This window comes from Sphingobacterium sp. WM (genome assembly GCF_029542465.1).
Classification (GTDB): Bacteria; Bacteroidota; Bacteroidia; order Sphingobacteriales; family Sphingobacteriaceae; genus Sphingobacterium; species Sphingobacterium cellulitidis.
This window is the reverse complement of sequence record NZ_CP120709.1, coordinates 3,603,150-3,619,341: the sequence shown is the minus strand read 5'-3', so window position 1 is coordinate 3,619,341 and position 16,192 is coordinate 3,603,150. Positions and strand designations below refer to the sequence as shown.

The window sequence follows — 16,192 nt, the reverse complement described above, 5'->3', positions numbered from 1 at the left end:
ATTTAACAAAATTAAAGAAAGAAGCTCAATATCTTGTCATAATGATGTTTTTAATGATTTTTGCATATTTTTACTTTAATCATCGGATTTCTATTCATATATGTTAGATAAAAAAAGATTCAAGGTTCCCGATTTCAGTTTCGTAAAGAAAAGATGGTTCATAATTTCTGCTGCTTCGGTATTGGCTGTGTTGTTGATTGGTTTTATTTGGGCGATGTCGATTCGCGGAGATATGTTGAACAAGGCTGTTGCCAAAGTTCAAAAAAAGCTGAAAGAGGATTATCAATTGAATTTCGAGGTTCAGAAGTATGAATTTGCGGGTCTGACGACAGTAGATTTCCAAAAAGTTAAGATTTATCCAGACAGTGCGGAGCAGTTAGCTGCAATCGACCAGTTTAAAGTTTCAGTAAAGCTTTTTCCCTTATTGTCAGGGACTGTTCAATTGGATGAGTTAGATCTTAAAAATGCTGATATCACTCTTGTCAAGCATGATAGTACCTCCAATTATGATTTTTTATTCCGCAAACGGGTTGAACAGGATAGTACTGAAACGAAACAGGAGGCCAAGACTTTAGCAGAAACGATAGATAATCTCTTAAAGCGTGCCTTTCAAGCCGTTCCAGACAATTTAAATCTTGAAAATGTGAGTCTTTCTTTTCAGGATTCAGCCTCCACACAGGTGGTTAGAATTCCAGAAGGATTGATTGATGATGGGGATTATGATATTGATGTTTTCCTAAATGAGCAGGAGGCGAAGTGGAACTTTAAAGGAAATATCAATTCCAGCAGACAGACGATGAATGTCATTATCTCCTCAGATAATAAGGAGGCAAAAATTCCTTTTATAGGCCGGAGGTTTGGATTGAATGTAAGTTTTGATGAATTAAGTTTTCATCTGGATAATGTGTCTAGAAAGGGCAAGGAGAGTTTGGAGATGTTGGGAGGGGTTAGTGCTAAAAACCTACGGGTAAATCACAAGCGATTATCATTGGAAACCATAGTGTTGCCGGGTGGTTCTGCAAATGGTGGGTTTTTAGTGTCTGAGAATACAATTGAACTGGTGCAAGGAACCAAAGTGGAGGTCAAGGATTTTTCATTCGAGCCGAAGTTAAAGTTCAGTCGTAAACCAAAGAAAATATTAGAGATGGCCGTTCATACCGGCATGTTTAAGGCTCAGGATTTCTTTGATGCCCTTCCGGTAGGGTTATTCGAAACCTTGGATGGAATTCAGGTTGAAGGAGATATCCAATATGATATGAATTTTAATGTGGATTTAGATGATCCTGATGAATTGAAGTTTTCCTCCAAGATCAATGATCAAAATTTAAAAATTAAGAAATGGGGTAAGGCCAATATTGCGGATTTAAATGGTCCTTTTGTCTATGAAGCCTATGAGGACACCTTAAAGATGCGCGATATTAGGTTGGATGCAACTAATCCTAATTTTGCGCCATTGGGTCAGATTGCGCCAATTTTAAAGAAAACGGTATTAAATACGGAAGATCCATTTTTCTATAAGCATAATGGCTTTGAATTAGAGGCTTTTGAGTTGTCTATTGTGACGAATATCAAGGAAAAGAAATTCAAACGCGGTGCCAGTACCATTTCCATGCAATTGATCAAGAATCTTTACCTCAACAGGAACAAGACGATGATGCGGAAGTTCGAGGAAATCCTATTGGTTTGGTTGATGGAACAGTCTAAGCAGGTGAGCAAGGATCGTTTATTGGAGATATATTTGAATATCATTGAATGGGGCAAGAATGTATATGGGATTTCAGAAGCTTCAAAGTATTACTTTGGTAAAAAACCATCTGAGCTTACGATTGGGGAGAGTCTTTATCTATCAAGTATTATCCCTAGGCCAAAAACTGGGCTTTCTTCTTTTGATTATACAGGACATTTAAAACCTTGGGTATTGAAGCATTTTAATACATACGGTTATATCATGAATAAACTGAATCAGTTGGAAGGGGAGAATGTTCCTGCGAATTACGGTTTTTATCAAGTTGAGTTGCAATCAAGCCTAAGACCACCAAGACCGAAAGGAATTCCAGATTCCATGATGACGCATGACGATATTAAGGATATTGTGGATGAAATCGATAAGGAAGAACAGATTCGGAAGACACTATTGGAGAAATTGTTTGGTAAGAGCAAAGAAGAAGAAAATAATTAAGTCATGAGGAATATATTAATAGATGGTTTGGAATTTGAACTTATGATTGATTATGAGCAAATTCAGAAAAGGATCCGTTTGATAGGGATTGACATTAATTTGAGGTATGAAGATAAGCATCCGGTATTTGTAGGAGTGTTAAATGGATGTTTTATGTTTATGGCTGATTTGATGAAGCAAGTCCATATTCCGTGTGAAATGTCCTTTGTAAAGTTAGCTTCCTATGCGGGTACCAATCAGGGTGAAATACATGAGTTGATAGGGGTGGGGATGTCGCTGGAAGGTCGACATGTTGTTATTGTCGAGGATGTTGTGGATTCTGGTAGATCCTTGGTTCATACGATTGAGGCTTTGGAAAGATTGGGTGTGGCAAGTATTTCTGTTGCCACCTTATTACTTAAGCCAGAATGTTTACTTTATTCGTTTGATAATATCATGTATGTTGGGTTTGAGATTGAACGGGAGTTTGTTGTAGGCTACGGATTGGATTACAATGGACAATGCCGTAACCTACAGAATATCTATAAAAATATCCCCCTTACAAGTTCTATCTAAAACTACAGGAGACCAAATGGTCATTCACCATTCCGATTGCCTGCATATAGGCGTAACAGGTTGTAGAGCCAAAAAACTTAATCCCCCGTTTTTTAAGGTCTTTTGCGATTTTATCCGAGAGTTCAGTTTTGGCAGGAGCATCTTTTAAGTCTTCTAAAAAGTTGACAATAGGTTTTTGATCAGGCAGGAAGCTGTAAAGATAATTATAGAAACTGCCGAATTCCTTTTGAATTTCCATGAATATCTTAGCATTATGAATGCTGCTTGCTATTTTTAATCTATTTCTTACAATTCCGGTATCCTCCAATAAGCGGTCCACATCTGCGTCAGAATATTTTGCTATTTTTTTATAGTCGAAGTTGGAGAACGCTTTTCTATATCCTTCCCTTTTTTTGAGGATGGTAATCCAACTTAAGCCAGCTTGGGCAGATTCCAGGATTAGAAACTCAAACAAGATTTTATCATCATTAGTAGGTTTACCCCATTCCTTGTCATGATAGTCTTGGTACAATTTATCAGTTCCACACCAGCCGCATCTTACTATTTCTTTTTTACTCATTTTTTCAATTTATAAAGCGATTAAATTATTCTAACTTTACGACTTTCATGAAGCATAAAATTACTATTGGGTTTTTCTTATTACTTGTTTTCAGCAGCATATTTATTGCTCCTAAAAGTTATGGGCAAAATTTGCCAGTAGATTCTGTTTCTGTTGTTGATTCAGTAGCAGTTAGAGACTCATTAGCTCGAGTTGCTTTATTCGAATCCTTGGACAACAATCTTAAAAATAGTCAAATTATTCTTTCTCCCTACAAAGAGTTGAACTATTTAAAAATAGAATTTGATTCTACCCTAAAAAGAGGGAGTCAGGATTTATATTTTGGAATTGATGATATTGGCTACCAACAGAAGCAATCCTTGCTTCAGGATGGGTTAGAGAAGGATAATCGGCCAGCTTGGGTATTATTGATTGTATTTTTGTTGTTTCTGGTATTAGGTGTTCTCAGGATTGTCTTTCCGGTAGAATTAAAGATAATTGTTGATGCCTATTATAAGGAGCGATTGCTCTTACAGGTGAGTAAGGAAGATAACCTTGCGACGTCTTGGCCCTATATATTTTTATATGCCGTATTCAGTCTTTCCTTAGGATTGTTTGTGGTTGTGATTGTGTCAAGTTTCGGCGACAAAAATTATCTTACTTTCGAAAATTTTCTAAAAAATTCTGGCCTCATTGCTTTACTATTTATAGCGAAAATTTTACTGATTCGATTTGTGTCATTTGTTTTTCAATTGGACAAAATTGTACGGGAATATATTGCAATTCTTTACCTAGTATATTTTAACAGCATGTTTTTCCTCATGCCATTTTTACTAGCAGTTGTCTTTATTCCGGCAAATTATTTTCAATTGATCTCAATCATCTACATTGTTATTGTAATTATTTTATTCTCGTATAGGTTTATTCGAACTGCATTTCATCTATTCGGACATTTCAAATTTTCTATTTTTTATTTAATTCTTTATCTTTGCAGTCTCGAATTAGCACCAATTTTGATATTAGTGAGGTCACTAAGTAATTAAGAAAGAGTATATGCAGATTGATGTAGAAAGATCCAAAAAAGTAAAGAGCATTTTAGTTACTTTACCAAAACCTGAAAACGATAAATCTCCCTATTTCACACTAGCAGAGAAGTATAATTTAAAATTAGACTTTAGAGGATTTATACATGTAGAAGGCGTTTCGGCAAAAGACGTCAGAAAAGAGAAGGTAAATTTTGCAGATTATTCTGCGGTCATTTTCACGAGTAAGAATGCGGTTGATCATTTCTTTAGAGTATGTGAGGAAATGCGTTTTGAAGTATCGGCGGAGCTCAAGTACTTTTGTATTTCAGAAACGATTGCACTGTATCTTCAAAAATATATTCAATATCGCAAGCGCAAAATTTTCTTTGGAAAACAAACAGCGCAGGATTTAGAAGATGTTTTGAAGAAACATAATAAGGAGAAATTTTTATTTCCTTGTTCTGATGTTGCCAATGAAGAAACACAGCGATGGTTGCAAGAGAATGGATATGATTTCACGCCTGCAGTTCTATTCAGGACAGTGATTTCAGATATTAAGGATCTGAAGGATGTTTTTTACGATATCATTGTGTTCTTTAGTCCATCTAGTGTTCAGTCCTTATATGAAAACTTCCCAGATTTTGTTCAGAACAATACTCGCGTAGCAGCTTTTGGTGCTACAACTCAGCAAGCCTTACTTGAACATGGATTGATACTGGATATTCCAGCACCGACTCCAAATGCCCCAAGTATGACGATGGCGATCGAGCAATATATTAAACAAGTCAATAAATAGGCATTGTCCTAAAAAATATAAAGACTATCCCAAACAGGATAGTCTTTTTTTTGTTGTTTTTAGTGAGAATTTACTGCGAAAGAAATCGAAATAATCAGAACATCGACAAATTTGATTTTTATCATTTTTTAATAAATTATTTCTCCCTAAATTTCGGAAAATAAGACATAAAATTAACACTGTATTGGGTTAGGTATATTTATTGTAGAAATATTTTTTTTATGTTTGCATTAACTCAAAAATGGGAATATTGTGAAATTAAAACCTGTTAATAGTATATCTGGAATAGCTACAAAGGACTTTATTAAGGACTATCTTAATAAGGGTCAGCCGGTTATCATCAAGGATTTTATCAGTAAAGATAGCCCTTGTTGGTCCAAGTGGAGCTACGACTATTTCAAGGAAATAGCGGGTAATGAGAAAATCGACGTTTATGGTCGGGAAGAGGAATCACAAAACCATGCTGCCAGCCCTCCTGTGGGTAAAATGACCTTTGGAGAGTATTTAGACACTATACAGAAAGAGCCTACAGAGCTACGATTATTCTTGTTTAATCTAATGAAAATACGTCCTGAATTAAAGAAGGATGTTATTTTCAATGATGTAACAGGCGGAAAAGTAATTCAATGGTTACCTTATATGTTTTTTGGAGGCGAAGGTTCCGCTACGAGGAACCATTTTGATATCGATATGTCGCACGTCTTCATTTCTCAGTTTCAAGGATCAAAACGTATTTGGTTGTTTCCGAACAATCAATCGGACTTAATGTATAAGTTGCCATATAACTTTCATAGCATCGCTAATCTGAAGAAGAGTGATGTCAAGGATTATCCAGGTTTGGAATTCCTTGATGGATACGAAGCCGTAATCAATCCAGGCGAGACTTTATATATGCCTGCTGGATGGTGGCATTATATCCAATATGAAACAGAAGGTTACTCCATTTCTGTTCGCGCATTGGCGAACTCTTTGAGCGAGAAATTAAAAGGTGCAAGGAATTTATTCGTGACTCGTCATTTCGACGATACCATGCGAAAGATATTTAAAGATAAATGGCTAGATTATAAAATCAACACGGCTACCAAAAGAGCTAACAAGGCCATCAAGAAAATAAAAAAGTAAATTAAAAAAGGGATCCAAATCAAGACTTGGATCCCTTTTCAATTTTAATTAAACAAACTATGGTGTTTCAAAACCATATTTCTTATAAATTGCTTTTGCTTCCGCCGACTTCATGAAATCTACAAAATCCTTGGCAGCTTGTGCTCTAGGTGCATCCTTCATTTCAGCAATCATGTAAGTAGCTTTGATATTTTCATTATTAGGTATTTCTACCATTTCTACCGGATGCTTTAATAGTTGTTGGTAAACTACTTCTGAATACCAAACAGGTGCAGCATCGACTTCTTGATAAAGAATCTTCATCGGACTTTCCCTATGGTGAATTTTGGTCAAATAGGTTGAGCCATTATCTACTTTTTCCTTCATGATGCTATTTTCTAATTCAGCACCACCCAGTTTTTTATATACTGAGACGATTTGCCTTCCGATTCCTTCCCATGCAGGATTAGGCATTGCTATCTTCACATCCTTACGGGCAAGGTCTTGGACTTTCTTTACTGATTTAGGGTTTCCCTTAGGAACCATAATAGCCAATTTATTGTATGCATAGACCTCAGTTCTGGCAAATAGGTTTTGCATACTGTCAATTCTATTTTTACCAGCGGCATATACATCGGGTTTATGGGTTATTTTCATATTCCCAATCGTAATTGATCCGCCTTCAATTTGTTTGGCTAAAATTCCAGGCGGCAAGGTTTCAACGAATATTCGTTCGTAATTCGGATGTTTCTTTTTAAAAGCTTCCAGCAGATCATCCATCACCATAAACTGATTTCCAGCAAAGAAAACAACGAGTTGCGGATCTACAATATCTCCAAATAAATCCGGGACATTATCAATTCCAGGAACTGTAAAGTTCACTGCAGATTGTGGAGGAGTATTCCAAGGTGGATCATATTGATATTTGTCCTGTGCATTTACTTTATTCATCATCAATATAACAGCTAGTAATAGTAATCGTTTCATGTTCTTCATTATATATCAATATTTTTTTAATGGGAAATTAAGGTTTGACAATCACCCAACCTTCAGATGCGCGAATAACCAATTCTCCATTTCCACTAGGAACATAGCCTATGAAATCAAAAAGTTGTTCTTTTTTCAGATTACGTTCATGTAAGGAATTGGTGCATTGTGCTACTCTAACACCTTTGGCTATCAATTCTTTTAGGGCATCCTCATATCCTGAGTCTTTTAACATGACTTCAGTGCCTCCAGAGAATGTAATCAGTTCTACCTCGATTTTTCCTTCCAACCTAGGGTCATTAAGGACATTCTTTATGTTTCTAAATGCCTTTTTAATGATATCAGGGTTGTTGGAATCTAATTGATAAATAGCTTTGTAATGTTTGTTGTGAGCTACAGCACCAGTAAACTGGGCGTTTTCTTTGAGTTTGTTTTCCATATTGTTGCTTTGTGCCTTAAGGCTAGTGCTTAATAAGATGATACTACAAATTAGAATGATATTTTTCATGGGTATTAAAAATTAAATGGTCCGTATTTATGTTGTTCTTCTGGTATATTATCGGCGAAAGGAGGGTAAGGACTATCCTTAGGTTTCTTGCTTAAATCGGGGTAGTCTTCTTCCTTATTCGCTTTTGAAGGCCTTTCAAAGGAGTTTATATAAGCTGCGACATCATAGGCTTCCTCATCGGATAAAATTGGTGATTCAGCGCTTGCGCCTAATGGCATGTTTCCTTTAATAAATTTGGCTGCGGTTAGCATTCTGCCCATTCCGGCGCCATCGTTAAAAGAATCTGATCCCCATAATGGCGGATACATATAACCTTCATCTGGTGCATCAGCTTTTTTAGGTAATCCCAAGCCATTCGGTTGATGACAACTTACGCATTGGGTTTTAAAGACAGATTCACCATGTTGCAAGTCGGCTCTTCTGTCTGGCGCTTTTAATTCGACAAAGCCTTGGCCTTCGATTCTGCCGCCAACTTTTACATCCTTGCTGAGGTGTTTGATATAACTCACAATAGCAATCATTTCAGTGCTTTCAAATGGGAGTTTTTTGCCGTTCATGCTACGTTCAAAGCATCCGTTGATTCTTTCTTCCAAGGTTGCCACCTTGCCTTCACGTCCGCTGTAAATCGGGAATAGAGCACTCAAGCCAATATAGGGCGCGGCATATTCCTTTGTTCCGCCATTCAAATGACAACTTCCACAAGCTAGATTATTACCTGTAAAAACTGCGCCATGTTTGTTGTTCGGGCCTAGGTATTTCGGAGTTTCAATGATCAGCTTTTCTCCTAAAGCTGCCATTTTACCTTCCTCTGTATCTGGGAATGGAGCAACTTTAAAATCCTTTATATGAATTAAGGAATTAGAGTCCGCTTTGTTTTCAGTTTTATTTTCATCAGCCTTAACATGGAATATTTTAGTATTTACTCCCAGCGCTTGTAATATTATTAAAGCTACAATGAAAACAAATAAAGCCGCCACAATTTTTGTTTGTTTGGCGATCTTATTTACTTCCTTGAGAAGGTTCTTAGATTGGTTTAAATTGTTTTCCATATGAACAAACTTAAGCTTGTTAATGGACTTGCTAAAACGGTAAAATGTTATAGCCTATAACCTCAGGTTATGCTAGTTTATAAGTGCTTGATTAATAAAGCGTATAAACTGTTTGGGGAGGCCTGAAAGCTCGCCATGCAGGTGAACTAAATAGAGTTCCCGATTGATTTCAAAGTTTTCTACGTCAATTTGTTTCAATATTCCGTTTTCAATTTCAGTTTGAACAGCATATTTAGACAATATTCCAATACTATTACTATAGCGGATATATTGCTTGATAGATTCAGAACTCGACATTTGAACCCGATTGATTAAATCTCGGGCCGTAATGTTATTTTCGCCGAATTTTTGAAATACAATATCATTGGTTCCAGACCCATGTTCCCTGAAAATAAATTCTTGTTTTTTGAGCTCGTCCAAACCAATGCTCGTCTGTTTAAATAATGGATGGTCATGTCGTGCAACCCAGATTAGCTGATCATCGAGGATCTTGTTGTATTTTAAGGATTGATCCACTGCAATTCCTTCCACAAAGCCTAAACCAATCTTTCTTTCATATAACCAACGGTCCACTTGTGCGGTATTCCCGGTAAATAACTTAATATTTATCAAAGGGTTTTCTTCCGAAAATTGGGCAATAAGTTTAGGAAGGATATATTGGGCCAAGGTGGTACTGGCTCCGATAACTAAATTACCACGGATCTGATTATTTAGTAGTCCAAGTTTATAATCAGCCAATTCATATTCATGGATTATCACCTTGACCGACTCCATTAATGTAGCGCCAGCTTCAGTCAATAAAATTCGACTACCATTTCTTAAAAATAATGCCTGGCCAATTGTGTTTTCAAGTTCTTGAATATGTTTAGATACCGCAGGCTGGCTGATATTTAGTTCACGGGAGGCCTTAGTGAAACTTAAATCCCGCGCTGCATGATAAAATACCTTGACCCTAAAACTAACTTCTAACATGAGTAAAATTGATTTCTATTTGTTAAACTTCTTCTTCTGCCTTTTCAGAAATACTGTACCGGTAAAATAATCCATAAGGATCAGAAGGATAGACTTGTGCGTCCGGATTATGTTTAAATGGTATTTCCGGATTAAATAATTCTTCCAATTTTTCTCTTAAGAATTCAACGAACACCTTTTTTTGATCTTCAAGTATCAAATCCTCAAAAACCATACTACCACTTTTATTTCTGAATAAGGTTCCGTCTTCCCGCATCCTTCTCGCAACATATAGATGAGGTTCCAAGCCTTGAATTCCTGACTTTTCCTCATATACATAAGCATAGAACAAGGTTTGTAGCAAGGCTTTGTTCTCTGTGTTTTCAGCGAATACCTTTTCAAGGTTACCAAAAATTACTTGGTCAGAACCTGTTTTATAATCGACAATTCGAAGCTTACGGATTCCCTGCTTCGTGATAACCTCATCCACACGGTCAATAATTCCATATAATTTCACTTTTTCAGGTTTGCCATTCACTTCGATTTCAAAGTCCAATAGGTAGTCCTTATCATTTTCCAGTTCAACAATTTTTATCGATTCATATTGATCCATATCATATTGAAGGTACATCCTGATATATTCTGAGGAGATCTTATGCATAATCCGTTGAAGACTGTTGAGGTCTTCCAATTTCTGGAGTTCGGATTCGTATTGCTTCGCGATTTCATCAATGACCACAGAGTCTACAAGATCAAGCGCAGATTGAAGTTCTGAAGTTGGCACAAAATCATTTTTGGATAATAGAGGCGTTAGCAGGCGTTCCATGCATTCGTGAATCACTGTTCCCAACTTATTCATTTCAAATTCCTGGGAAATTGTTGGTGGCTCCTTAATCTCGGCCACATATTTTAAGAAAAATTGCAGCGGTGACATCAGGTAGCTTGTAAATGCGGAAGCGGAGATAGGCTTTTGAGAGCCAATATAGGAGTTGAATAGTTTATCCCATATTTCGCCTTTTTTCTCAATTAGTAATTCTTGCGGTTGTACTGGAAATAAAAGTGGTTGAACCTGAGCATGCTGGACAAAATTGAAATTTGTTTCATAATCCAATTGCTTGATAAACCTACTTTCTTCACCTGAGCTGCTTTCATCCACAATGCCGTTGAAAAACAGATGGATATCATCGCTATATTGGAAATGTCTGTAGAATAAGTATGCGGAGAGCGCATCTTGATTTTCAAGAACTGGAAGTCCATATGCTTTTCTCAGGTTATTTGGGAGAAATGTTGCTGAGCTTGATGTTTTAGGAAGAATGCCTTCATTTGCACCCAAGATGTAAACATGGTCAAAGTTAAGACAACGACTTTCTAATAGTCCCATAATCTGAATTCCGTAAAGCTGATCACCTTCAATTGCTGAATTGATCGGTGACAAGGCTTTTTTGATCAATCCACTTTGGAACAAAACACTCAAGTTACCTAGTTTTTCAAAACCTAGATGCAATTGATTAAGGACCTTCTTTGCCTCAATCAATAGGTTCGATTCGATAAGTCGGGTTCTTCCTTCCAAGGTCAAGCTACTAAGCAGATCATCAATCAAGCCAATCATCTTAGGGATAAGATCTTGAGGGTTTTGCAACGGTTTAAAGAAACTTCCTAAGACGGAGCTACTGACATTAATCTCAGCTACAGGAATCTCGAAGAGTTGTTTTTTTGAAGATTCAAGTTGAATTTCCTGTTTTTGCTTCCAACTTACCTTGGTCATTGGATGGCTCAAAAAGGTTTCCAATAACTGGTAAGGAATTTTATCTTTTTTCTGTTGCGATACTAAAAGTTGAACTTCAAGCCATAAATCTAGTATTCCATAAATTGGAGATTGAATTAATGGGTAGCCGGTTGTGATATTGAGATCAATTGGAGGCAAACTTTGCAATAAAGGAACCAATAGACTTTCATCGGCTAATAAGATAGCTGCAGTTTCATTCTTGAAATCGAATTCATGTTTTTGTAAAACATTATGAAGCAATTTTGCTTCACTGTTTTTACCCAAGGATTTATATAAATTGACTTCATCATTCCGGTTGCCAATAATGTTAGGGGATTCCCCCAATGCATTCTGAAGTCCTGTTTGGAATAGGTTTCTTCTAAGGAATAAACCAGCTTCTTGAAGGTTATCATCCAGATAATGGGCATCAACGTCAAAGTAAAATAATGCTAGATCTTCATCCTGCCATTTTTTAAATAGTGTGGCTTCAGCTCTATTTAGGGCGTTGAATCCAACAAACAGGACTTTTTTATATTTTTTGATGAAACTTTGGATCTCTGATTTACCTTCAGCAAGTTCGCGGTAGATCGTTGGAAAGTTTGTTTGTTTCTCTTGTTTCAGCTTTTCTTTGAAAGCGTTGTATAGGACAGGTAGTCTTTTCCAAAGCGCAAGGAACCGCTGTTGAACCGCCGTATGGCCTTTCATGCTGAATGATTTCCAGAATTGTTTGATAAAAGACTGTTGTTCTTCAGTGAAGTGCTGAAAAGTGATGTCAATTTCTGTTGTGTCAAACAACTCCATGTAGAGTTGGTCCACTGGTACCAAGTCATAATCTATCTGACCAAAATCACTCAAGATGATTTCCGCGATTGGATAAAATTCCTCTAAGGATTCAGGATCTCGACCTTCTTTAATCAAAAGCTCATTGTGCAATTCAAATAAATAAAAGAACTGGCTCAATGGGGTTGCTTGTAACTCATTGCTCGATTGACCAAAGAATTCCTGAATGGTATAAAATTGAGGTGACCAGATTGCCTTTCCATAAACATCTACCAAATGTTTCTTCAAATAGGTAATTGGTCTTTTATTGTTGAAAACAATGGCGATATCTGATATTTCCTGTCCAAACCTCGTTTGGATATCTTCTGCTACTAATCTTAAGAATGCTTTTTCCATAAAATCTAATTATTTCACCTCTACTAATTCCTTGGATTTCGCATAATATAAATATCCTTTGATATTGCTGTAGCCAACATTGCTTAATGCGTTCATATATCGTCCTACCTGTGTTTTATGATTGATATAATCTCCTTGTGTGAATTTAAAATCCAAGACAATAGTCTCGTTATCCTTTGTAAATACTTTATCAGGTCGCTGTGTGCTTCCGTCTTCAAGGATAATGCTGGATTCATTCCATATTTTATAATCTCCGGTTAACCATTGATTGATTACAGGATGGTTCCAGATCTGTTGAATTTCTTCTAATAACAGGTCTTTCTCATCGACAGCCAAAATGCCCTCTGCTATGTATTGATTGACCAGAGGATCAATCTCGGACTCCTCTTTAACCAGCGAGATGATCTCATGAGCTAAAACCCCATATTGAGCGGCTTTTTCCAACATCAGTATTGTGTTGATGGTTCTGGAAGTAGATTTCTCAAGGGCACTTTCTAAAGCCAAGGATTGCGGATAATAATCAAGGGAGATTTTTTTGATTTCCTGATCAGAATCTTTCTTGGACTTCACCTTTGCTTTTCCCTCAGGATCAATGAGGGAAAGTGAATTATTCTCTAATTGAAATGAAGAATGGGTATCCGATAAAGCCTGAATCAGCAAGTCACTAATAAATTCATTTTTAACTTCTGCGCCTAAGATTTCTCCTGTTTTTTTATCCACAGTTTCTTTGAACTGAGGTGCGGAAATATATAGGTGACTTTTGGCACGTGTGGTCGCTACATAGAATGTATTTAAGGCATCCATATAATTGAAAAGCATCTCCTCAAAGTATTGCTTGTAGAAGATGGATTTTCCTAAGGTCTGGGTATATTTTACAGGTATTTTTCCGAGGTCTGAAAATGGACTCTCTAGAACATTGATCCAGAAATCGCCGTTTGTCAATCCATCCAATTTCCATGATGAAAATGGAATCATAACCACCTCGTAGGCTAAGCCCTTTGATTTATGAATAGTGCTGACCTCAATAGCATCGACCTTATCATTGGAAGGTAGGACAGCTTTTTCGCCATCTTCATCCCAGTACTCCAAGAATTGAATAATACCTCTTTCACCTTGTGTTGAAAAAGCAGTAACCTGGTCTTTAAATGCTAACAAATAGGGAAGATGAATACTACCAGCATCGCCTAAATGATAGGTTTCAATTAGTTTTTCTACTAAATGAACCAAAGGCATTTTCTGCAGCTGACTCCAGTTTTCGATTAATGCTGTTGGTAATACGGACGAAAGTTCATTCAGTTTATTATTCTTGAATTTTAGCCAGTTAGACTCTTCAAAAAAGGATTTGCCTTGAGCCAACTGATACAGGTAAGCCATATTTGCATGGTGCAAAACATGTTTTTCAGATTGAAAAACTAATGCTCTCAAGGTTTCAATAATCAGCCCAACCGCATGGTTGGAGATTAAACTCAGGGCATCACCGGAAATAACTTCAAAATCTAAGTTTTCCGAATTTTTATAGCGCATAAGTTCTTGGATGACCAATTTCGCCTGCGCATTACTTCTTACCAAGATGCCTAAATCGGCTGGTTTATATTTTCCAGAACGGATCCACTCGGCAATCTTTTGACAAAGTGCTTCCACCGATTCTTCCATCACCTGGTTGTTTCTCGCTCGACCATCACTAACCGGGAAGAAATTGATTTCAATATTCCCTTGTGGTAGTCCCGTTTCAAGTTTTTCTTGAGGAATTAGTTGTTTGCTGTTTTCGTAGGCTTTAATCAGTAAGTTGTTGTTGCCTGTTTCATTCCACCATATCAAACCCTCTTCATTCAAGCTTTCAGCAACCTTGTCGTTCAGTACTTGTTGAAGGAGAGAAGGGATTTTTTCAAATAAGTAATTATTGAAATTAATAATGTTGGGGAGGCTGCGGAAATTAGTGTCCAAAGTTCCGTTTTCAATAAACTCCTTGACATTCTGAGCATCAAGATGGAAATTACTAGAAACCTGCTGGTCTATTTGTTGCAATAAAATCCGCCAATCACCATTTCTCCAGCGGTAAATACTTTGTTTCACATCACCTACAACGAGGTGCTCTGATATTTTTCCAGTAGCATCCGCCAAGGCATTCAGCAGGAGCGGGCTGTAATTTTTCCATTGTATCCTGGAAGTATCTTGAAATTCATCGAATAGGAAGTAATTGTACTTATTGCCGATTTTTTCCCAGATAAAAGTGGGGTCGCTATGTTCATCGAGTCCTAATTTATTTAATAGAATTTGAGCATCAGATATCAGTTGGGCCGAGTTGTCTTTTCTCCACTGACTCAGGAGGTCACTCATTTCTTTTAATAAACGAAGGAAATATAAGTTGGTCTGTACCGATTGGTAGGCAATATAGAGTGCGAAATGCTGTTCTAATGCCAGAATAGCATCTATCGCCGGACGAATTCCCTGCATATAATCATATCGTACCTCTTTATTCCCATCGGTAAAGGCATCTTCATTATCTATTAGTTCAGCGAACTTATCGAAAATCCTGCCCTGAATGTCGGAGATTGATATTTTTCGGAGATCTACATTGATCTTACTCGCAGACACCAGTTTGTTTCTGGATTTGCCCTTCATTTCCGATTCATCGATATTCAGACTTCGATAAACTGCTTTAAAAGCTTCTAGGCCTTGATTCAATGCATCCAGAAAAGTCTTTGTTTTTTCTTCAATCTCACTATTCAACAGGTTGAAGATTTTGTGAGTATCTGCAGAAATCATATAGCTGTCAAACTCTTGGAAGTTCTCCGAAAATATGAGACTTGCCAAGCTCATCAATTGATGCCTGTAATTCCAGTTTTCATTGTTATTTATCTTTTGCTCGGCATAGTTGATAATCCATTCAAGCAAATCTGGTCGTTCATCCAACAATTGGTTTAGCATGACGGTTAAATCACGTTTTACCTTGTTGCTATTCATTTCTATTGCATAAGCTGAATCCAGATTCAGTTCGTAAGTAAAGCTGCGGATTACCTTTTGGGAGAATCCATCGATTGTGCTTACAGAGAAGTGGCTATAATCATGCAGGATTCTGCGATAAATGCGATTGGCTTTTTCTTGAATCAGTTGTGGATTCCAATTAGCGTTTTGTGCTAATAGTTGCTTCCTATATTGTTCGATTTCTTTTTTGGGATCAGCAATAGCAAGTCCATGCAATACGGTCATTATTCTACCTTTCATTTCGGCAGTAGCCTTATTGGTAAACGTAACGGCGAGAATTTCACGGTAACTACTTTCTTTAGATAGCAATAAAGTCAGATAGTGAACAGTCAGACTAAATGTTTTTCCGGATCCAGCAGAAGCCTTTACAATCTTTAAGGGAGCAATTCTTTGCATAAGATGTCAATGGTTTGAAGTATTTGAATATCGGTATTCTATTGAGATTACTAAAATATTTTAATGAATTAGTCGGTTTTGGGGTGGTTTTTAAGTTGATAGCTAGTTTGTTTTTGGAGAGAAAAAGGCTATTAATTATTCTATTGTATTAATTAATAATACTTTGTATCTTTGCGTCCCC

General features: G+C 36.8%; 12 protein-coding genes. 5 read left to right on the top strand and 7 right to left on the bottom strand.

Annotated features, from left to right (window positions below; genetic code table 11):
• Positions 1–100 precede the first annotated feature (100 nt).
• Both PZ892_RS15460 and PZ892_RS15455 read left to right on the top strand, forming a co-directional pair.
• Positions 101–2,179, top strand: a complete 2,079-nt coding sequence (locus tag PZ892_RS15460; protein ID WP_182499090.1) for a transglycosylase domain-containing protein — start codon at positions 101–103, stop codon at positions 2,177–2,179.
• Between the two features lie 3 nt (positions 2,180–2,182).
• The gene (locus PZ892_RS15455) at positions 2,183–2,734 is read left to right on the top strand and encodes a phosphoribosyltransferase family protein (RefSeq protein ID WP_094258502.1); all 552 of its coding nucleotides are present in this window, start codon (positions 2,183–2,185) and stop codon (positions 2,732–2,734) included.
• Here the strand turns inward: PZ892_RS15455 and PZ892_RS15450 are convergent.
• Positions 2,727–3,293 carry a DNA-3-methyladenine glycosylase I gene (locus PZ892_RS15450; protein WP_182499089.1) on the bottom strand — a complete coding sequence of 189 codons (567 nt, stop codon included), beginning with the start codon at positions 3,291–3,293 and terminating at the stop codon, positions 2,727–2,729. The two genes, PZ892_RS15455 and PZ892_RS15450, sit on opposite strands and share 8 nt — an antisense overlap.
• A 47-nt stretch (positions 3,294–3,340) precedes the next feature.
• Here PZ892_RS15450 and PZ892_RS15445 point away from each other — a divergent pair, with 47 nt between their 5' ends.
• The 3 genes from PZ892_RS15445 to PZ892_RS15435 all read left to right on the top strand — a co-directional run bounded on the left by PZ892_RS15445 (position 3,341) and on the right by PZ892_RS15435 (position 6,215).
• On the top strand, positions 3,341–4,315 hold the full coding sequence (locus PZ892_RS15445) for a DUF4271 domain-containing protein (RefSeq protein ID WP_277711465.1): 975 nt from the start codon (positions 3,341–3,343) through the stop codon (positions 4,313–4,315).
• 10 nt (positions 4,316–4,325) lie between these two features.
• Positions 4,326–5,093 carry a uroporphyrinogen-III synthase gene (locus PZ892_RS15440; RefSeq protein WP_094258505.1) on the top strand — a complete coding sequence of 256 codons (768 nt, stop codon included), beginning with the start codon at positions 4,326–4,328 and terminating at the stop codon, positions 5,091–5,093.
• 252 nt (positions 5,094–5,345) lie between these two features.
• A complete protein-coding gene (locus PZ892_RS15435) occupies positions 5,346–6,215 on the top strand; it encodes a cupin-like domain-containing protein (RefSeq protein WP_094258506.1) in 870 nt (289 codons plus the stop codon).
• A 57-nt stretch (positions 6,216–6,272) separates the two neighbouring features.
• On the opposite strand, the gene PZ892_RS15430 is transcribed toward PZ892_RS15435, so the two are convergent.
• The 6 genes from PZ892_RS15430 to PZ892_RS15405 form a co-directional block, all read right to left on the bottom strand.
• Positions 6,273–7,181 carry a substrate-binding domain-containing protein gene (locus PZ892_RS15430; RefSeq protein ID WP_182499087.1) on the bottom strand — a complete coding sequence of 303 codons (909 nt, stop codon included), beginning with the start codon at positions 7,179–7,181 and terminating at the stop codon, positions 6,273–6,275.
• A gap of 37 nt (positions 7,182–7,218) precedes the next feature.
• Entirely contained in the window at positions 7,219–7,689 is a 471-nt protein-coding gene (locus PZ892_RS15425) for a DsrE family protein (protein WP_182499086.1), read from the bottom strand.
• A 5-nt stretch (positions 7,690–7,694) separates the two neighbouring features.
• The gene (locus PZ892_RS15420; RefSeq protein ID WP_182499085.1) at positions 7,695–8,738 is read right to left on the bottom strand and encodes a c-type cytochrome; all 1,044 of its coding nucleotides are present in this window, start codon (positions 8,736–8,738) and stop codon (positions 7,695–7,697) included.
• A 72-nt stretch (positions 8,739–8,810) separates the two neighbouring features.
• Positions 8,811–9,710, bottom strand: a complete 900-nt coding sequence (locus PZ892_RS15415) for a LysR substrate-binding domain-containing protein (protein ID WP_094258509.1) — start codon at positions 9,708–9,710, stop codon at positions 8,811–8,813.
• 22 nt (positions 9,711–9,732) lie between these two features.
• Complete coding sequence (locus PZ892_RS15410; RefSeq protein ID WP_182499084.1) at positions 9,733–12,630, bottom strand: PD-(D/E)XK nuclease family protein; 2,898 nt, start codon at positions 12,628–12,630, stop codon at positions 9,733–9,735.
• Between the two features lie 9 nt (positions 12,631–12,639).
• On the bottom strand, positions 12,640–16,011 hold the full coding sequence (locus PZ892_RS15405) for a UvrD-helicase domain-containing protein (protein WP_182499083.1): 3,372 nt from the start codon (positions 16,009–16,011) through the stop codon (positions 12,640–12,642).
• Between the last annotated feature and the right edge of the window lie 181 nt (positions 16,012–16,192).